This is a genomic window from Nocardia sp. NPDC019395, assembly GCF_040632335.1.
In the GTDB taxonomy this organism is placed as follows: Bacteria; Actinomycetota; Actinomycetes; order Mycobacteriales; family Mycobacteriaceae; genus Nocardia.
The window spans coordinates 39,109-58,058 of the sequence record NZ_JBEYBT010000010.1 but is presented as its reverse complement, the minus strand read 5'-3'; the positions used below and the strand labels follow the sequence as shown (position 1 = coordinate 58,058).

Here is an 18,950-nt window from a genome sequence, read left to right as displayed (position 1 = left end):
GCCACCGACACCCGGACCGGGCAGTTCGGCAACGCCCGTGCACTGCCCCAGTTCACCTCTCGCACCACCGATGCGATTTTTGAAAGACAATGCGCTCGAGGCACGAGCGGTCGAGCTGGCACAGGAACCGGCCGTTGTCGCGGCCAAGGCGAACCTCCGCGATACGCTGGCACAGTCGGGCCTTGCCACGGACGATGCCACCGCAGCAGAGATGCCGTCCTACGTCGATGGACTGGCGCTCGCTGTGGCCGGCGATGTCGCCAACCTCGGTCGAACATCCATCGCGTGGGATGATCAGCCGGATCGTCGATGGGGGCTCGACAATCCTGATGTGATCTACCGCTCTGCCACGATCGACGAGCACGGTTCCTACGTGATCAGCGGTACCCGGCACTCGTCTCAGAACATCTATTTCCAGGTTCTCGACGCCTATCCGGGTGACGGCGCTCTCGGCAAACCAACCGGATTCCTTGCCGGCGACGACCTCAGAACAGCAGCGGACGGGACCTTCACACTGACACTGAGCGGCGAGCCGGGACGCCCCGGGGAAAATCACATCACGCTCGGCAAAGGCAGCAAACGGCTCATCGTGCGTGACACACTGTCCGACTGGTCGACCGAGACTCCCGCGGAGCTTCAGCTCACCCGGATAGGCGGACCGGGCGTGGCTGTTCCCGCTGACCCGGCCGCCGAGGTCGCTCGGAGGCTGTCACTTCAAGGCAAGTTCTGGGCCGACTACACCAACCAGCTTCTGAAGGCACTTCCGGTCAACAGCGTCGTGCCGCCCACCGCGACCCAAGGCGGGCTTAGCGGGCAGGTCGGCGCTTTCGGCAGATTCGATCTGGCAACCGACGAGGCACTCCTCCTCACCGTCGACCCGGCCGATGCACCCTACTTCGGTATACAACTCGGGAATAGCTGGTTCACCTCGATGAACTACTGGGACCACCAGTCGAGTCTCAACCGATCTCAGACAATGACAAACCCCGATGGCAGTGTCACATTCGTGGTGAGCCAACGCGATCCCACCGTGTGCAACTGGCTCGATCCCACGGGACACAGCCGCGGATTGATCTTCCTGAGGTGGCAGGATCTACCGACGGATGTCGTGCCGGGCCCGGTGACCGCGCAGGTTGTCTCCGCCGACAATCTGGACAAGGCACTCGCGGATATCCCGAAGATCAACCACGGAGGCCGTCAAGCTCAGCTGGCGCAGCGCAAGGCAAGCCTGCACCGGCGGCCGGCCGCCTGGCATCCATAGCTTGCGGAGTCGTTTCCTGGGTGGCCGTTGCGATCATTCGCCGATCGGTGCCAAACCGAGAAGCGCGGAACGGCAATCTGGCCAGGACCCTGCACCGAAGAAAACCGAGCGGGCCGAATCAGCGGGACACCGCATCGGTCAGACGCGTTCGTAGCGTGTCGATGATATGTGTTCTGGTGGTGAGGTCGATGCGGTCACTGGTGGCCGCGTACAGGGTGACGTCGGGGATGGGGGTCAGGGTTTCGATCCGGCGGACCCCATCGGGCGGTGGCCCCAGCCTCGGTAGGGGTGTGATTCCGAGGCCTTGTCGCGCGGCGGTGAGGACACCGGTCAGGTCCGAACATTCCTTGACGATGCGGTGTGGCGCTTTGGCCAGCGACGCGAGCGCCTGGTGGCGCACGGCGCACGGCGGGGCGAAGAAGATCATTCGGTCGCGTGGAGCGTCGTCGGTGCCGAACCATTGCAACGGAAGTTCTGCGATGGCTACGCTGCCGCGCGCCGGGCGGGTGAGCATCAATGCGACGTCGGCGCGCTCGTCGTGAACCAGGTCTCGTACGTGGGCGCTGCGCGTCAGCCGCAGTCTGATCTCTTTGCCGGGGTGCATGCCGTTCAGCGTGGAGACGACGGCCGGAACGAGGAACTGTGCGGCGTGTTCGGTGGCGGCGACAAGGAATTCGTCGTGACCGGGCGGGGCGAGGGCTTGGACGGCGTCGTCGTGGTGGGCCAGCAGGAGCCGGGCACGCGCGACCAGTTCTTCACCGTCGCTGGTGAGCCCGATACCGCGGCCTTGGGCAGTGACCAGCCGGGTGCCGAGTGTTTTCTCCAGCTTGCGCAGGTGGTTGCTGATTGCCGAAGGTGCGAGGTGCAGAGCCTCGGCGGCCCGGCGCACGCTGGAGAACGCGGCGACCGCCACCAGGCTGCGGAGCTGCGGGATGTCGAGCGTGACCATGCCACCAGTATGCCGCAAGACTGTTCATGATTTGTGAACAGTCTTGATGGTTCAGTGGGCCGGGACCGACGGTGGAGCCATGCCCGCGACCATCACACGCCTCTCCCCTCGACTAGCAATTCCGACGGTGCTGCTGTACGCCGCCGGCTACCCCCTCGGCACGGCGACGGTCGCGGTCATGTCCCCGTTCCTCGTGATCTTTCTCCGTTTCGCGGGCTCGGCGCTGGTTCTGTGGGCAATCGTGGCCGCTCGCCGGACGGCACTGCCGCCCCGGCGACAGATAGTGCACGCGATGATTGCCGGGCTGCTGACTCAGGCAGTACAGTTCCTCGGCCTGTACTGGGGATTGGCCCACGGCGTCTCGGCCGGACTGGCGTCACTGGTCATCGCACTCAACCCGGTGATCACGGCCGCAGTGATGATCGTGGTCACCGGCCACCGTGAGTCCCGCTCCGGAGTTGTCGCTCTGATCCTGGCCGCCGCGGCAGTCCTCTTGGCGTGCGCACCCAGAATCGCCGCCGACCACCAGATGGGGATCGGCATTGTCGCGGTGGTGATCGCCATGCTGGGACTATCGGCCGGCGGCGTGTACCAGGGCCGCTTCTGCGCTGATATAGACCCGTGGCTGGTCACGGCCCTCGGAGTCACAGCAGCAACGCCGGTCGCGGGGTTGGCCGCGATACTCACCGGCCCCCAGTCGACGAACTGGCCGCGCGCCCTGCTGCTGCTGGCAGTCATGATCATTGCGACCTCGGTAGGCGCTACCACCCTGTACTCGGCGTGCATCAAGAAATCGGGAGCCCGGGCGGCTTCGGTGTTGTTCGCGGTCATTCCCGCCGCGGCCAGCGTCATGGCGTGGGCCGCGCTCGGCGAAACACTGTCGCCCCTGGCCGTCGCAGGTCTGACCCTCGGAGCCGCGGCGTGCATGATGCAGGCACGGGCCGGCGCGCCTTCGCCGAAGTACCAAGAACAGCAACGGGTCACGGTCCGGACCACGCCCACGGCCCATCGTTGATCGACGGTCGATTCCACGCATAGCGCAGCGGCTGCCGCTGCGGACGCTGCGGCGCACGACAACCTGGGCAAAACCCGTGTGTGGAGTTACCGACGACTACCCCGCCGGAGCCGGACGGGTCCTGTTCGACGCGAAGAAGCGCGGATCCGTCTTCCACATTCCTTGTTAGTTGTCCATCTACTAAATAGTATGAGTGCGTCATTCGGGAAGTAGCCCGAGACCGAGGAGAAAGGCCCCAGATGAGTTTTCGGGTCGAGCGAAATGTCATGGTCCCGATGCGAGATGGCGTCACCCTTGCCACGGATGTGTGGATACCCGAAGGCGAACCGGTGCCTACGCTGCTGGTACGCCTGCCCTATGGCAAGGACACCACGACCGTGATGGCGCTGGCCGTGAATCCGAATACGATGGCCCTCCTCGATGCCGGGTATGCGGTCGTGCGGCAGGACTGCCGCGGTTCGTTCGCGTCGAGTGGCGAGTTCACTCCCTTGACAGCCGAGTTCGAGGACGGCGTCGATACGCTGGCGTGGATCCGCGAGCAACCCTGGAGCGACGGCACCGTAGGGACCTACGGTGCGTCGTACCTGGGCTTCACCCAGTGGGCATCGGCGGTACAGAATCCCGAGGGTTTGAAGGCCATCGCACCGTCGGTGAGCAATCCGGATTTCTACAATGCCTGGCACTCCGAAGGTGGCGCGCTCACCTGGCACAACGTCGTATTCTGGGCCACCTTCATGGCGCTCACCGCCAATCAGCGGGCCTTGGCGGCCGGTGGCGGTGACCCGCAGGCCTCGATGAACCTTTCCGACGCAGTTACCGAACTACTGAACACGCCGAACGCGGCATTGGCGGACTCGATGCCCAGCGGGCAGACGCTGCTGGCCGAACTGCTGCCGTGGTGGCCGGAGTGGCTGAACCATCCCGATCGCGACGACTACTGGCGTCGGCTCTCTTCGTCCGAGCGGTTCGGTGAGATCACCGTTCCGGCGCTGCACATCGGCGGCTGGTTCGATCTTTTCGCCGAAACCACCGCACGCACGTATACCCGGATGAAGGCCGAGGCCGGCAGCCCTGAGGCGCGCGAGGGTCAGCGGCTGATCATGGGTCCGTGGAATCATCAGGACTACTCGGGCATCAACCACGATCGGCAGTTCGGCGGTGCCGCCGATATTGTCGGCACCGACGTCACCGATACCTATCTACGTTTCTTCGACCGGTGGCTACGCGAGCGGGCCGACGCTCTCGACGGCCACGCCCCGGTGCGGATCTTCGTCATGGGTATCGATCAGTGGCGCGACGAACAGGACTGGCCCCTGCCCGACACCACCTATGTCGACTACTACCTCGACGGCGCCGGCCGGGCCGCCACCGCCGAAGGCGACGGAATACTGCGCACCGACCTCCCGTCGGCGGAGGCCACCGACACCTACACCTACGACCCGGCCCGGCCGGTCCCCACACTCGGCGGCCGGCTGTGGCTGCCCTCCGCGCTCAACGCGGTAGGACCGGTCGACCAACGGGAAGTCGAAAGCCGCGACGACGTCCTCTGCTACAGCACACCCGTACTCGACGAACCGCTCGAGGTCACCGGCCATATATCGCTGGTGCTCCATATCGCCTCGTCTGCCCGGGATACCGACTTCACCGGCAAACTGGTCGACGTCTTCCCGGACGGCCGCGCCATCTATCTGACCGACGGTATTCTGCGCGCACGCTATCGGAATTCTCTTGCCGCACCCGAGCTTCTCGAACCGGAACAGGTGTACGAGGTCACGCTGGACCTTTCGGTGACCTCGAATGTGTTCCTGCCCGGTCACCGCCTCCGCCTGGAGGTCTCCAGCAGCAATTTCCCCCGGTTCGACCGGAATACCAATACTGGCGGGCAGATCAACACGGAAACCCTCGACCAAGCCGTCGTCGCAGTCAATCGGGTATTGCACGGTCCCGACCACCCCAGCCGGCTGATCCTCCCGGTCATCCGCCGGTAAACCGGCCCCGGCTGCCATGAGGAAGGGCCGCGCCGCCACCGGTGGCGCGGCCCTTCCTGCTTCCAGCTCAGGGTGGTGCCGGCAGAACTACATGAACAGCAGGCGGCTCACACGGACGCCGAAGTCCGAATCGGGATTCGTCTTCGGATCGCCGGCCCGTTCGGCGAAGATGGCAACCGCCAGGTCGCGCCGCTTCGGCAGCCTCTCGGCGTCGGCCGCGGCCAGCGCGGCCGGCATCTCCTCGCGCGTGAGGTCGGTGCAGTAGGCGGGTGCGCCAGGTTGCTGGCGCCACGATTGCGCGAGCGTCCCGGCGTCGAAGCCGTCGAATCCGGTGTCCTCGACCAATGCCATCCCCACCGCGCGGGCGGTATCGTCGTCCGCCGCGACCGGAATGGCGATGCGGCCCGTGGTTCCTGCGGGTGCGCCTTTCTCGGCGAGGGAACCGGATCCGATAGCGTTCCACGCCTTGACGATCGGGCGGCCGAGTTGTTCGGCTGCCCAGAGGCTTTCGACCTGACCTGCCTCGATGGCCGGGATCGCGGTATCCCGTGCCGGGTAGTAGTTCGAGGTGTCGACGACGACGGTTTCGGCGGGCACGGTCGCGATCAGCGGTGCGATATCGGGGAGCCGGTTGAGCGGGATGGACAGGATCACGACGTCTACGTCTTTCACCGCTTCGGTCGCGGCCACCGCGCGTGCACCGGTGGCGAGCACATCGGCTTCGATTGTTTCGGGCCCGCGCGAATTGGCCACTTTCACGTCGTGTCCGGCGGCGGCCAATTTCCGGCTCAAGGATTTGCCGATGTACCCGACTCCGAGAATGCCAATTTTCATACAGAACTCCTTTTCATCGAATTATTCGTTTCGACTGGTCGGTCACGTTTTTTCGTATCGAACGTTTCCAGCTCAATGGTGGATCGTCCCCGATCCGCGACACTCCAACCGCCGCACGCGAAGGAATCGAGGCGCCTGAACACATATAACGGCGCACTACTCGGTGCTCTCCCGAAGCCAGGCGGTCAGCGCACCCTCCGGGATCCCGGCAATACCACCTTGCGCCTGGGCTTCGCGGCGGACGGGGAAGCCCGGAGAGCGAAGAGAGCAACGGCAGCCGGTTCCGAACCCGCTGTACAGCGGGCAATGGCGACTATTCTCGCGGGTTCTGCTCGCGATAGCCGTTTTCCATCAGGGCACGGAGACGGCCGACCGATTCCTCGTCGGCCGCGGCGGCGCCCACGGTCCACGCCACGGAGACGGCCAAGAAGAACAAGTCGCGTCCGGTGACTGCCCCACGCACCTGCCCCGAGAGCTGGGCGGCGCGCACATACTCGTCGGTGGTGGCGATGATCTGCTCGCAGGGAACTGTCAGCGGATTATCCGGCTCCAGCGCCCTCGCGGCGGCCATGAGCGGTTCCGGTAATCCGCTGAAAGCACTGAAGTACTCCTCCATGGCGCGCAACCACCGCCGCAACCGCTCGAATGCGTCGTCGAGTTGCGCGATCTCGGCTCGCTGGGCCTCCAACTCCGCCGAGCGGGTCTGCAGCACCGCCGCCAGGAGAGCCTCCCGGTTCGGGAAGTGCCGGTACAACGTGCCCGGACCGACTCCCGCTTCCTTGGCCACCGCCTCGAGGGAGGTGCCGACCCCGAATTTCAGGAACTGCCGCTGAGCCGCCTCCAGCAGGGCGGCTCGATTGCGTTGGACATCAGCGCGTGTCCGCCGCCCGGGCCGCTCCTCGGTGCTCATATACCCTCCTGTCTCCACCACACTCCTCCATGAAGCGGATAACACCTCCGCATATCGATCAGCGTAAAGCGGAGGCGCCATCCGGTCAATCCATCCGGTCGTGGAAGACCTCTCGTGCGGCGGTCACCTGTGCCGTTCGACAGGTAGATCGAGCCCTGTAGGCGCCGACCCGGACACTGCCGTGGAGTTGCTACATCCGCCCGCGGACAACCACCCGCCACCGGTTGCCGCCGCTGGTTCGAAACGGCGCCTGCGCGTAGCGCTCAGCGAACGGGTACCGATAAGCGCTCGTCGAGTCCGTATTGAGCGCGGGCGCCGAGATGGTCGCGCAGGGTGGGGCCTTCGTAGTCGTGGTGGAACAGGCCGCGGTTCTGCAGGATCGGGACGACCTGGTCGACGAAGGCGTCGACGCCGTCGTGGTAGCCGTCGATAGCCAGAGAGAAGCCGTCGCAGGCGCCGGCTTCGAACCACTGCTGCATGTGGTCGGCGATGTCGGTGGCGGTTCCGGCGACGACGGGGTGGTAGTCGATGACGCCGTGGGCGAGGATATCGCGCAGGGTCCAGCCTTGCCGGGCGACTTCGAGGGCGCGGGCCGAGCGCGGGTCGAACGGGCTGGGCCGGGCGGCGGCGAGCATAGATTCTGGGATCGGTTCGTCGATGCGGTCGTAGTCGAACGGGATCCCGATCATGGCCCCCAGGTAGCGGACCCGCTGACGCAGGTCGACGGATTCGTCGAGCAGGCGTCGGCGGTCGAGGGCGGCTCGGCGGGAGGCGGCGATGGTGGGCATGAAACCGGCGAACATCTTGATCTCGTCGGGGTCGCGTCCGGCACGTTCGGCGGCTTCGCGGAGTGCGTTGCGCTGGGCGCGGCCGTCTTCGATGGTGTAGGGGTTGGCGTAGACGCCATCGGCGAAACGACCCGCCAGTGCCAGCCCGTTCGTCCCACCCCCGGCCTGGAAGATCACCGGCTGGCCTTGTTCGGACGGCGGAATGGGTAGCGGTCCCCGGGAAGCGACGTGGCGACCTCGGAGGTCGACGGGCCGGATCTTGGCCATATCGGCGAACCGGTTTCCGCGGACGTCGAGTGTCCAAGCATCCTTTTCCCAGCTACCCCACAGAGCTTGCACGATCTGGACAACTTCGTGGGCGCGCTCGTATTTTTCCGGGCGGGGCGGGACCGGGCGGCCAAAGTTCGCCGCGGCCGCGGGGTCGGATGTGGTAACGGCGTTCCAGCCGACCCGGCCGTGGCTGACGACATCCAGGGCCTTGAACTGGCGGGCGAGGTTGTAGGGCTCATTGAATGTGGTCGAGGCTGTGGCGACCAGCCCGATGCGTTCGGTTTCGCGGGCAATGGAGGTCATGACCAAGATGGGGTCGATCGGGAAATGCGGGACCTCGTGGGAGAGGTCCACGTCCAGAACCGGGGTGTCGGCGAAGAACAGCAACTGGATCTTGCCCCGTTCGGCCGCCTGGGCGTAGCGCACGAACTGGTCCATATCGGTATAGCTGGACAGGTTCACTCCGGGCAGCCGCCACGACCCGGGTTCGGCGCCGTAGCCGCTGGTGAACTGCATGCACAGGATCATCTGTGGATGCGTCATAGCCGCTCCTCTGATCGTTTCGGATCGAAGCGGAGGCTTCATCCGCTTCAATGACCGACAATACGGAGGCAGTCTCCGAGTTGTCAAAGAAACGATCACTGCGGCCACTCCGGCCGCCCAAAGCCCGGAAGTCGTCGCCGACACCCCACGGACCACCTCCCCCTGTACCAGCAGGCGGCCGGAGAATGCCCGGACTGGACCGGCGATGCTTGCAGCCATCGGCAGGATCGAAGCCACCCACGGTCACCTGAACACGCCCGGCATCCACGACGGATCCCCACATGAAGCCTCGAGGGACGAGGCAGTTCTTGTCCTACGCCTTCGCCGCCGACGCCGAAACCTCGCCCCCAGACGGGAACTACTCGAGGAGTCTGAACGACCCGGTCAACGCAATCTATGCGGCCGCCCGCCGCCTATGCGACTCGGGAGCCGCGACGTGAGCGACCACTGCGGTGCAATCTTCGCCTACAACAGGGCCGACCGGTAGGTCCGCAAGGTTGAGGTTCTCGACAAAGCCCAGACACACCGGGCCACCGAACCCACAGTCGGCGGCCGGGTCGTGCCCGTCGACGGGCAATGCAGCTCCGGATGCGAGTCCCCGGACAACGAGTTCCACAACCGCAAGGACTTCGCCGCACCAGCCAGGACGCCGATCGTGGCCGCCAGATCGACTCCGGGCCCAGCGGGTGCGTCCACGGGGGCCGCACCAACACCCCGACGGGTGGCGATCACCTACGGACACAACCACCGCAAACCTCCGATCAGCCCGGCCGACTTATACGCGGGACCCGGAAAGAACCGAGCCGCCACGGCGGACCGTTCAGGGCGTCACGCGGACGATGATCTTGCCGAACTGCTGATTGGAGGCCAGGTACTCGTGCGAGGCGACGATCTCGTCGAGCGTGAACGTCGTGCTCACAACCGGTTTGAGGGCGCCGCTGTCGAGTCCGTTGTAGACGAACTCGGTGGCCCGGGCGCGGCGTTCCGGGTCCGTGGTGAGTTCGAAAAGCTCGTAGCCGCGGATGGTCAGATGTTTGCCGAGCACGTCCATGACGGGCAGCGGTGTCGCTTCGGAGGACAGGGCGCCGTAGACGAGGATGATGCCGTCCTTCGCGAGTGCGGCGGTGAGCTCGGCGAAGCCCGGGCCGCCGACGGGGTCGAAGGCCACGCGCGCACCGGTGCCGCCGGTGAGGCGGCGCACTTCGGCGAGCACGTCCTGTTCCTGGGTGGCGATGACCGCAGCGGCCCCGTGCTCGAGGAGCGCCTGACGCTTGCTGCTGGTACGAGACAAGGCCACAGGCGTGGCGCCGACCATAGTGCAGATCTGGATCGCCGCCAGGCCGACACTGCTGGAGGCGGCAGGAATGAGCACTGTATCGCCCTCTCCGACCCCGGCCAGATCTATCAGCCCGCCGTAGGCGGTGATGAACATCATCCATGCCGCGGCGGCCTCGTCCCACGACAAGTGCTGCGGATGCGCGACGACAGCATGCGCCGGGGCCAGCACGACTTCGCCGTGCATTCCGTAGTCGTTCATACCGAATGCCGGGATGACGCTCACGGCATCGCCTACCCGGACATGGGTGACGTTCGCGCCCACCGCCTGGACTATCCCGGCGACCTCATAGCCGATCTTGGCGGGCAGGACCGGTTCCTGCACGTACTGTCCGCTGCGGAACATCTCTTCGGCACGGTTCAGCCCCAGCGCCCGGGCCTCGATGACGACCTCGTCCGGCCCTGGCTGCGGGACGGCGACCTCATCGAGACTGAGCACCTCGGGGCCGCCGATCTCATGGAATCGCACGATGCATGGCATAAACTATCCTTCCTGGTCATATCGGCGGCGGACGCGTAGCACGCTCGCCATGTTCACTGGTTATCGAACATCGACGGTAGCATCATGTTCACTGTTTGTGGAACATGAGTGTCGGGGAATGCAATACTGGGGGCATGGCAAGCCGGACCGCGTCCCCGCTGGTACATCCTCGTGAGGAGGAGATGCGCTTCCTCGACGTTCTCGAAGCGCTGAGCGACCCGCTGCGGCTCGGGATCGTGGCGGCCCTGGCTGAGACGCCGAACGTGCCCTGCGGCGGCTTCGACCTCCCGGTGGGGAAATCAGCCAGCAGCCGCCACTTTCGAATCCTGCGCGAGTCGGGTGTGCTGCAGCAGTGGGACGAAGGCACCCGCCGGCTCAACGCCTTGCGCAAACTCGAGTGCGATCGCCGTTTCCCCGGCCTGCTCGACATGGCCATCGCGGAAGGTCGCGCATACCAGGTCGGTGTCACGCACCAACACGCGCGACTACCGTCCTCCCCTGCTTGAGCGGCTCCACGTGCCCATGGTTCCGGTAGGCGACGAGACGACCATACGGTGGAGGTGCCCAGGGGCTGCGCGACGGCGCCACCGCGCTGACTGTCACGCCGAACACACGAATCGGACATGTGGCGAGTTGATGAGCGCTAGAAGCCTCAACCACGCCGACTGGCATGTCCGAGAACGTCCTCGCCCAAACCGACCGCTACTCCACCCACGCCACTATCCACCGCCCGGCAGCGGCGACTGCACCGACATCCAGGCCGCGAACCCCACCGGAGCGACGCTGGCCGCGTTCGTCTGCCAGCAACCCAGCCAACCTCATGGCTGGGGCGGCAACTATCCCGAACAATCCGGCGGATGGGAACCTTCCCGGAACACCGATCTCGGCTCGATCCACATAGACGCCACTCTGACTGAGTACAAGCTATTGATCGCGTGGGCGAAGCCGTGGCCCAACGTCGCTGGGCGGTGGAGTACGCCGATGGCTTGGGCCGTCACTTGTCGCGATCGCTGATCGCTCGAGGTGAGGTGATGGTGGATGTGCCGACTACCGCGACGCAAGAACGACCGGATCGATGCGGCGGCAGGACAGTCAGGACGAGGATCCGCGATCACCGACGACAACGTGGGTCCATGTCAGGAAGCGCTCACGGGGGTCCTAGCTTGTTCCCATCACTGCCATCGGTCACGACCATGCCAGGAGCCTGTCGGAGGCGAGTTTTTCGTCCTCGATGCCGGTCACAACCGGTCTTTCGGGGTTGTCCGCGGCTCCCGCCCGAGATACACCGGCAATTCTCGGTGTCCGTTGACGACGATGCTGGGAAGCCGTTTCAGCCGATCAGCAGCGATGGCCAGCTGCATGTCCCGAAACCGGGTCCACAGAGCCGGCAGTGCGACAGTGGCTTCCAGTCGGGCCAGGGGCGCGCCCAGACAGAAGTGCGCACCGTGACCGAAAGCGAGATGGTCTTTCACTGGGCGGCGCGGATCGAACCGATCCGGGTCGTGATGGATCCGCGGGTCGCGTCCGACAGCGGCGAGCGATGCGAGCAGGACCTCGCCTCGAGCGATCCGGAAGGAACCGTTGTGGAGGTCGAGGTCGATATCGTCGACCGCGAACCGGAACGGCATGTGAATGATCGGCGGATCACGGCGCAGAGTTTCTTCCACCACTGCTTCCCACGGTATGTCCCCGGCAAGGACATCGGCACAGATCTGTGAGTGGGCGAGCAGTGCGGTGATCGCCTGGTCCAGCAGGTGGGCGGTGGTTTCGTGACCGGCGGTGATGATCAGCATCAACGTGTCGCCGAGTTCTTGTTCGCTGAGCCGCCGACCGTCCTCGTCGCTCGCGGTAATCAGGGCGGTGGTGAGGTCGTCCCTTGGGTGGGAGCGTTTGTCGGCAATGAGTTCGCCGAGCACCCGGTTCATCTCGGCGAAGTTCAGGGCTGCCTGGTCGGGGGTGAGGGTGGTATCGAGGATCGCGTGCGCGCCGGTGGCGAGATCGGCGGCTTGGTACGGGTCCACGCCCATTATGTGGGTGATTACCCGGATCGGGACCTCGTCGGCGAACCGTGCCCGCAGGTCGACGGCTTCACCGGCCGGTACTGCAGCGATATCGTCGAGGAGCTCTGTGGTGATGGCCTCGATGGTGGGGCGCAGCGCCTGGATCCGGCGATGGGTGAACACAGGGGTGACGATTTTGCGGAGCCGCTGGTGGTCGGTGCCGTAGCGGGTGAGCATGCTGCGCACCGCCACCCACGGATACATCACCCAGTCCTGAGTGATCTCATCGTTGATGAGAGCGGGCCAGTGTTGGTGGGCGTCTTTGGACACCCGGGGGTCGGTCATCAATCGTTTCAGCAGGTCGGGGTCGGTGACCGACCAGGCCAGCACCCCACCGGGCAGCTCCACTCGGCTGATCGGGCGCCGGGCCTGTAGCTGCTTCAGCTCGTCCGCCATGTCCACGCCGGTCAACACGATCGGTTCCTGGTTCACGGTGTGTGTCATCGGTTCTCCTCGACAGATCAGCGGTAGCGGTTGGGTGTGAGTTGGGGTGGCATCGCCAGTTGCACCGACGACACGGCAGGAAAGACCACCTGTAAGTCGGCCAGGGCACGGTGGAACGCGCCGGGTCGCCAGCGCACCGTGCCGGGCTCGGCGGGTTCGATATCGGGGGCAACATCGAGGAGCTGGCCGATGGCTCGGTGAATGATGATTTCCGCCAGCGCTTGTGCGGGGCACTGGTGCGGTCCCGCACCCCACGACAAGTGGGCACGGTTACCTGTGCGTTCGCCGTCGGCGGGCAGAATGTGCGGGTCGTTGTTGCAGGCAGCCATGCTGATCACGACCGGCTGATGCGCGGGTAGCCACACACCCTCGACCAGCTGTGGCTGCCGAGGGTAGGACATGCAGAAATTCATGAGCGGGGTGTCGGTGTAGAGGACTTCGTCGATCGTGTCCCGGACCGAGAGCGAGCCGTCGAGCATGCCGCCGGCGAACCGGGGATCGGTCATCATCAGCAACACGGTGTTGGTGATCGTGTTGCAGGTCGGCTCGGTCCCGGGCCCGAGCAGCAGCGCAAGCTGCTCGACCACCTCGAAATCCGCCAAGCCCGCGGGATGCGTGATCAACCTCGAAACAACATCATCGCCCACGGCACCCCCGCTGGTCTCCAGCGCAGCGCGTTTGGCCGTGACGACCCCGTACAGGGAGGCAGCGAAGCGTGGTCCCGCCTCGGCAACACCGTCCAGAATCGCCGCCATATCCGCCCAGGCCTGCTCGGCTTCGGCGGGCGGCAGCCCCAGCAGGTCGCACATCACGTAGAAGGTCAACGGAGCCGCGTACTGGGCCCGTAGATCCGCAGTGCCTGCCTCACAAAATGCGTTGATCAAGCGCTCGGCGGCACGATCGACCGCTCGTTCCACCGCGAACAGGTCCAGCGGGGCCAGTGCATCGACGATGGCTTTCCGGTATCTGGCATGCTCCTCGCCGGCGGTGCGGACCGCGTTGTTACGGCGCATCAACATCGCCTTGGCCGGGCATTCGTCCGGGATGTCGCGCTCCCAGGCCTGTGGATCGGCAGGAAAGTGGTCGGGATCGTTGAGAATCTGTAGCCCGGTCCGATAACCGATCACCAACGTCGCCGGGACCCCCGGCGCCAGCCACACCGGAACAAGCGACCCGTAGAGCTGCCGCATGGCCCGATAGGCGGAATGCGGATCGGCCGCGAACTCCGAGGTATACAGCGGCACCCGCGACTCGACCCTGGTGTGCGCATTGGCGCCGAGGACAGGCTGGGTTATCTCGTGCAGGGTGGGCGCCGCGGTCATCGGTGGCCCCCGATCGGTCCCGACGTGCGATTTCCGATGTCTTCACCGCAGTCGATGCGCGGCATTGTGTTCTCCCCCGACTTCATTCGGAGACGCAACCTTTCGTACTTTCTGAATCTGGCGGTAGGTGTCGATGGGATGGCCCGGACGGACGGAACCTGCGGGAGGCCTGACCCGCCGCGCTTGGTCAGCGCTCCCGTTTCGACAGCACGTCGATGCCCGAGGGCCCGGCGTTGGGCAGCGTGTTTGTGGGTAGGCGGCAAATACCTGCGGCGACCTCGTCGATGAGATCGCTGTATTCGCCGCAGAGCCCGCGTAACTGAGCCTGCGCATCGGCGATTTCCCCCGGGCTGACTCGAGAGAGGGGCGCGTGGAATGCGATCGCGCAGCAGCTGGCAATCTGGTCGACTACGGAGCCCACCGACTCCGTGTGTGCCCGGGCGCCCGGCCGTGGAGGTGGCGCCAGCGCGGCCACCAGGACATCGATATGGCCTATCAAGCGCCGCCGCTGACGGTCTGTGTCGCACCGGGAGCAGATGTCGGTGTGGCGGGTGGCGTGGAGTTCACCGAGTTCGGCCGCGGCATCCACGATCGGGCTCGAGCTGTCCACTGGAAGTCCGCGACACGCATGCTCGAGCACAGTCTCATCGGGCATGACCTGGTGCAGGTCGACCATCAGAAGGTGGAGGTGATGTATGTAGTGTTCAGGGCGGTATTCAGACCGACTCGGGCGCGTGTACAGGTCACCGACTGCGACTGCATTTTCTGTCTGCTCTTTCGTTGATGCCGATACAGGATCGGTCCACTGAGGGGTTATGGGATAAGCAGATTCAGGCTCGCACCGGCGAAGGGACGCGAACACGAGCCGCTGTCCTAGACTTGCCCTACTCTCGTGTTCGACCGGCTGTCGATGGACAGTCTCAGTGCGACCGCTAAGGGGGATGAGCCGGGCTGATGGCGTCGGTGGTGGCCCGATGGACGGGATATGAGGCACGCGCTCTGCGTGAGGCCACGAGGATGAGCGTTCGGGAGTTCGCCGCTCATCTCGGTGTCAATGACGCGGCGGTATCCAACTGGGAGCGCCGGGGAATCGAAGCGAAGCTGCGCTATGAGACGCAGCAGATTCTCGATACGGAACTCGCCCGGTCCCAGCCGGATGTGGTCGCCAGATTCGAGTTCATTCTCCGGTCCGAAACCGACCGCGATTCTTCTGGAGGCGCGCCTGTGCCCGGAGGGGCGATGACGGGCGAGCCTCATCTCGGCGCGCGGTCCAAGCCGCGCACGACGGTCCTCTTGGATACCTCAGGAACAGCTCTCTTCGAAGCGCAGTACAGGATCGACCATGCGGCGGTTGCCCGGTTTCGGCAGTTTCTCGGTTCTACAGCACGAGTGTTCGTACTCGCCGGCGGCGTGGGAAGTGGGAAGAGTTGCCTCGCCCGATACCTGGTGCGCGATTGTCAAGATGTGGCGGATTTCCAGCTACACACCTGTTCGCCACAGTCATCAGCGGCCACGGATCTCGCAACCGAAATCTTGCGGTATGCCTCGCTGCCCAGTGGCACTGATGCGCTACTCACCTTGGAAGGCGCGACCAACACACTCCCCTGCCCGTGTGTGGTCGTCATCGATGGCATCGCGTCGGAGGAACAGCTCTCGTTCATCGGCCGGCAGGTCGATGGAATTCTGCGTCAAACCAATTCGAATCAGCTTCGGTTCGTTCTCGTCGCCCGGACTCCGCCCGAGCTCGACCTCTCCGCGTTCCCCATCCTGGCGGCTTCCGCGTTCAGTTCCGCGAGCACCCCACAATCAGCGGCGTACACATTGACTCCATGGTCAAAGACCACCACCCGGGAATGGTGGGACCGCACCCGTGGCGAGAACGAAATACCCTTCGCGCGTTTGCCCGAACCACTGCAATCCCTGGCGACCATCCCCTTGTATTCCCAGATGCTCCACAGCGCAGGAGGAGTAGTCCAAGCCGGAACAGGGAACGGCGTGGCGAACGGATTTCATCTCATCGGCCACTGCGTCCGAACGGTTCTCGGTCGTAACGGCCAGGCTATCGAGCCCACCGTCGACAACCTCGCCCGGATCGCCCGTGCACTGACACCCACCGCGCTCCCCGCGGGCCTGGCCGGCGCGTCGGAAACAGCTATTGACCTGGTTGAACTCCCCTCGTCGACTCACCCGCTCCTGGAACGGGCACCGGACGGGAGGCCGAGGTTCACCCACGATATTTTCCGGGCATACTTCCTCGCAGTCCAGATCGCGGAACTGATGGCAGATCGCGGCCGCTCCTCGGCAACCGTGACGACGTTCAACGAGCTGGCCGACCGAGCCTCCCAGTCGGCCGCCGATCGCAACGTATTCGAATTCGTGGTCTGCGCACTCGATTCCCGCGCACCACACCTCATCGAACTCATGGCCTCGGCGCCATCGATCACTATCGACATCGCGCTGCCGATGCTCGTCGAAACCATGGCGACCACCGGTGTGACGATGGGCGACGTCGTTCGTTCCGCTGCCCAACGCTGTACACAAGCAAAGACACGGGCACTGACCAAGGCAGTGCTGGCGACACCGAATCTCCCAGAAATACTCGGTGACCAGCATCCGTCGTGGGTAGTCGGGCAACTTCGCACCCATGGATCGGAGATCTGGCCCGACATCGCCGGACATGTCGAGGGCATCCTCAATATCGAGGTCAGCACACTGATCGTGAGCCACCTCGACTTGGAGAGCGCGACGGAAGCCGCTTTCCTCGCCCGCTACTTCGATCTCTTCACCGATCCGGGACACGACCCACAAGGGGTCATTCATCAGCTCGTGCATCATCTCGACTGGCGCGTACGCGCCGCACTCGGCGAAGCATTGCCAAGATACGGTGCGCCGAGCTCGGAGCAGGTGACTTCCTCCATCGAGCAACTCGTCCGTGATGACGACTACAAAGTGCGAGCCAGCCTGGCCCGATCGATCAGCGCGCTCGACACTCCCACCGCCCATCAGGTCTTTCGACGCCTACTCACCGACAGCAATTGGCACGTCCGCGAGCAAGCACTGCAGGGGCTTCTGGCCGGTAGACAGAATTCGTTGCCCGATCCGACATTTGCCGACGACGTAAACTCCGTCATCGCAACCGAGGCAAGCTGGCTCAGACCTCCGGTGCACGTGTCGAAGCTCGCTACGCGGATACAGCTGCTGAGCGGCATCTCTACCCCGGATTCACTCCCGGCGGGGAGCATCGGACTCGTCGGTCTCCTCAAGGAGATGCGTTCAGGCTGGATCGCCCTGCCGCCCGAACTCGAACGTTCCCTCGTCAATGAGGGCGCACGGTCGGCTCATTGGCTCACTGCTCACGAAGCCAACGCAGTCCAACGGCGATATGAGCCCGGAGTCTCGAACATCCAGGAACAGTATCGACGGCGACGCGGCAAACACTCCCTACAGATCGCCCTCGATGTCCACACGCTCGACCGAGCCGTGGAGATAGCCCAGGTCGCCCAGAAAGCTGGGGCAGACTTCGTCGAGGTCGGCGACCCGCTGATCAAGCGAGAAGGTGTCACAGCAATCGAGACGATCAAGCAGTGCGCACCGGATACGGCCGTCGTCGCTGAGATGATGTCCGCCGACTGGGGCCGCGACCAGGTCGAACTCGCCGCCGAAGCCGGCGCTGATGTCGTCCTCCTCATCGGCCCCGCGTCGATAGCCAGCGTTTCTACCGCGGTCGCGGCCGCCCGGCGCCTCGGCGTCGCCCTCACCCTCGATGTTGCGCCACAACACGCTACGCCGACCTGGCTACGTGATATGGAACGCACGGGAATTGACGGGTTCGTCGTCACCACCAACATCGACCTCGGTGTCGGAAGCACCCACCCGCTCGCCACGGCTGCCGAGATACGCAGATGCAGTCAGCTTCCTGTCGCGGTCTCCGGCGGCTTCAGCCCCGGCGACGACGCGCTCAACAGTGACGAATGGGACATCGCCATCATCGGTCGCAGCGTCGCCGACGCCGTCGTGCCAGCCGACGCCGTCTCCCAATTGGCAAGGCTGGCCCGAAAGATCCGCACCAAGGAGGACCTGTGATCACGCCTCTCCAGCCCGAACACATCGGCGAAGTCCGTCAGCTGATGAAGCTCGGAGAGCCCTACATCAGTGCCCGCACCCTGTCCGACTACTGGCTGTACGCAACGCTGTTCTCGACCACCTGCCCTATCGCAATCGGTTCTGACAACACAATCGCCGGCGCAATAATCGCCTTCCGAAGCCAGGACAACCCCGCCGATGTGTACATCCAGGACGTCATGGTCCACCCACAGCACCGACGCCGAAACATTGCACGGACACTTCTCGACGCTGTGCGAGCCCGAGCCGAGGAATGGGGTTGCGGGCGCCTGTACTTGACCTCCGAACCCGACAACCACGCAGCACACGCCAGTTGGATCGCGCTCGGGTTCGAGAACCTGGCCGGCGACCACGACATCGACGGAATATCCGTGACCGCCGACTTTAAAGGTCCCGGCCGAGATCGCGCTGTCTACGCCCTGTCCCTGGGGTAGGGAAACCCTGCTCCGAGCGCGACTCCGGCTCATCGATTGTCAGCGGCCAGTTGCGACTCCCCATCAACGGTCAATTACCGGGGGGGGCTATTCGGCCGCTGCCAGCAGTCCGGCAGGGACGTACTCCGAGCGATGTGCCCCGCCTCGCGGTATATCGCGCGATCCGCCAGCTAGGGATGCCTGGGATCCAGGCG

The 18,950-nt window shown here is 64.9% G+C and carries 14 protein-coding genes; 6 read left to right on the top strand and 8 right to left on the bottom strand.

The features are described from left to right. Nucleotides 1-70 precede the first annotated feature (70 nt). Nucleotides 71-1,261, top strand: coding sequence for a hypothetical protein (locus tag ABZ827_RS21420; protein WP_357239158.1), 1,191 nt, complete (start codon nt 71-73; stop codon nt 1,259-1,261). Between the two features lie 118 nt (nt 1,262-1,379). Here ABZ827_RS21420 and ABZ827_RS21415 read toward each other — a convergent pair whose 3' ends face one another. Continuing rightward, complete coding sequence (locus tag ABZ827_RS21415; protein WP_357239155.1) at nt 1,380-2,210, bottom strand: LysR family transcriptional regulator; 831 nt, start codon at nt 2,208-2,210, stop codon at nt 1,380-1,382. Between the two features lie 79 nt (nt 2,211-2,289). Between ABZ827_RS21415 and ABZ827_RS21410 the strand changes: the two genes are divergently transcribed. Together ABZ827_RS21410 and ABZ827_RS21405 are read left to right on the top strand one after the other, a co-directional pair. Continuing rightward, on the top strand, nt 2,290-3,225 hold the full coding sequence (locus ABZ827_RS21410; protein WP_357239152.1) for a DMT family transporter: 936 nt from the start codon (nt 2,290-2,292) through the stop codon (nt 3,223-3,225). A 239-nt stretch (nt 3,226-3,464) separates the two neighbouring features. Next, the gene (locus ABZ827_RS21405) at nt 3,465-5,213 is read left to right on the top strand and encodes a CocE/NonD family hydrolase (RefSeq protein WP_357239150.1); all 1,749 of its coding nucleotides are present in this window, start codon (nt 3,465-3,467) and stop codon (nt 5,211-5,213) included. Between the two features lie 87 nt (nt 5,214-5,300). Here the strand turns inward: ABZ827_RS21405 and ABZ827_RS21400 are convergent, their stop codons facing one another. The 4 genes from ABZ827_RS21400 to ABZ827_RS21385 form a co-directional block, all read right to left on the bottom strand. Then, nucleotides 5,301-6,047 carry an NAD(P)-binding domain-containing protein gene (locus ABZ827_RS21400; RefSeq protein ID WP_357239147.1) on the bottom strand — a complete coding sequence of 249 codons (747 nt, stop codon included), beginning with the start codon at nt 6,045-6,047 and terminating at the stop codon, nt 5,301-5,303. A 313-nt stretch (nt 6,048-6,360) separates the two neighbouring features. Then, nucleotides 6,361-6,957: a TetR family transcriptional regulator gene (locus tag ABZ827_RS21395; protein ID WP_357239144.1), complete on the bottom strand. Its 597-nt coding sequence runs from the start codon at nt 6,955-6,957 to the stop codon at nt 6,361-6,363. A gap of 263 nt (nt 6,958-7,220) precedes the next feature. After that, nucleotides 7,221-8,558 (bottom strand): NtaA/DmoA family FMN-dependent monooxygenase, encoded by a 1,338-nt coding sequence (locus tag ABZ827_RS21390; RefSeq protein WP_357239141.1) that lies wholly within the window; start codon nt 8,556-8,558, stop codon nt 7,221-7,223. Nucleotides 8,559-9,378: 820 nt separating this feature from the next. After that, entirely contained in the window at nt 9,379-10,374 is a 996-nt protein-coding gene (locus tag ABZ827_RS21385) for a zinc-dependent alcohol dehydrogenase family protein (RefSeq protein WP_357239138.1), read from the bottom strand. A gap of 182 nt (nt 10,375-10,556) precedes the next feature. Here ABZ827_RS21385 and ABZ827_RS21380 point away from each other — a divergent pair, with 182 nt between their 5' ends. Then, entirely contained in the window at nt 10,557-10,880 is a 324-nt protein-coding gene (locus ABZ827_RS21380) for an ArsR family transcriptional regulator (protein WP_357239136.1), read from the top strand. A 732-nt stretch (nt 10,881-11,612) separates the two neighbouring features. Here ABZ827_RS21380 and ABZ827_RS21375 read toward each other — a convergent pair. The 3 genes from ABZ827_RS21375 to ABZ827_RS21365 form a co-directional block, all read right to left on the bottom strand. Beyond that, the gene (locus ABZ827_RS21375) at nt 11,613-12,878 is read right to left on the bottom strand and encodes a cytochrome P450 (RefSeq protein WP_357239133.1); all 1,266 of its coding nucleotides are present in this window, start codon (nt 12,876-12,878) and stop codon (nt 11,613-11,615) included. A gap of 17 nt (nt 12,879-12,895) precedes the next feature. Further along, the gene (locus ABZ827_RS21370; protein WP_357239130.1) at nt 12,896-14,200 is read right to left on the bottom strand and encodes a cytochrome P450; all 1,305 of its coding nucleotides are present in this window, start codon (nt 14,198-14,200) and stop codon (nt 12,896-12,898) included. Between the two features lie 187 nt (nt 14,201-14,387). Further along, entirely contained in the window at nt 14,388-14,810 is a 423-nt protein-coding gene (locus ABZ827_RS21365; protein WP_357239127.1) for a hypothetical protein, read from the bottom strand. A 407-nt stretch (nt 14,811-15,217) separates the two neighbouring features. On the opposite strand from ABZ827_RS21365, the gene ABZ827_RS21360 reads away from it, so the two are divergent. Then, complete coding sequence (locus tag ABZ827_RS21360; protein WP_357239125.1) at nt 15,218-18,283, top strand: orotidine 5'-phosphate decarboxylase / HUMPS family protein; 3,066 nt, start codon at nt 15,218-15,220, stop codon at nt 18,281-18,283. Beyond that, nucleotides 18,280-18,756 carry a GNAT family N-acetyltransferase gene (locus ABZ827_RS21355; RefSeq protein ID WP_357239122.1) on the top strand — a complete coding sequence of 159 codons (477 nt, stop codon included), beginning with the start codon at nt 18,280-18,282 and terminating at the stop codon, nt 18,754-18,756. Before ABZ827_RS21360 ends, ABZ827_RS21355 begins: the two co-directional genes overlap by 4 nt. The last annotated feature ends 194 nt before the right edge of the window (nt 18,757-18,950 follow it).

Coding starts and splice junctions, on each gene's coding strand:
- ABZ827_RS21380 (WP_357239136.1), top strand. CDS start 10,557: ATGCGCTTCCTCGACGTTCTCGAAGCGCTGAGCGACCCGCTGCGGCTC.
- ABZ827_RS21370 (WP_357239130.1), bottom strand. CDS start 14,200: ATGACCGCGGCGCCCACCCTGCACGAGATAACCCAGCCTGTCCTCGGC.
- ABZ827_RS21390 (WP_357239141.1), bottom strand. CDS start 8,558: ATGACGCATCCACAGATGATCCTGTGCATGCAGTTCACCAGCGGCTAC.
- ABZ827_RS21385 (WP_357239138.1), bottom strand. CDS start 10,374: ATGCCATGCATCGTGCGATTCCATGAGATCGGCGGCCCCGAGGTGCTC.
- ABZ827_RS21395 (WP_357239144.1), bottom strand. CDS start 6,957: ATGAGCACCGAGGAGCGGCCCGGGCGGCGGACACGCGCTGATGTCCAA.
- ABZ827_RS21360 (WP_357239125.1), top strand. CDS start 15,218: ATGAGCGTTCGGGAGTTCGCCGCTCATCTCGGTGTCAATGACGCGGCG.
- ABZ827_RS21415 (WP_357239155.1), bottom strand. CDS start 2,210: ATGGTCACGCTCGACATCCCGCAGCTCCGCAGCCTGGTGGCGGTCGCC.
- ABZ827_RS21375 (WP_357239133.1), bottom strand. CDS start 12,878: ATGACACACACCGTGAACCAGGAACCGATCGTGTTGACCGGCGTGGAC.
- ABZ827_RS21410 (WP_357239152.1), top strand. CDS start 2,290: ATGCCCGCGACCATCACACGCCTCTCCCCTCGACTAGCAATTCCGACG.
- ABZ827_RS21405 (WP_357239150.1), top strand. CDS start 3,465: ATGAGTTTTCGGGTCGAGCGAAATGTCATGGTCCCGATGCGAGATGGC.
- ABZ827_RS21420 (WP_357239158.1), top strand. CDS start 71: ATGCGATTTTTGAAAGACAATGCGCTCGAGGCACGAGCGGTCGAGCTG.
- ABZ827_RS21400 (WP_357239147.1), bottom strand. CDS start 6,047: ATGAAAATTGGCATTCTCGGAGTCGGGTACATCGGCAAATCCTTGAGC.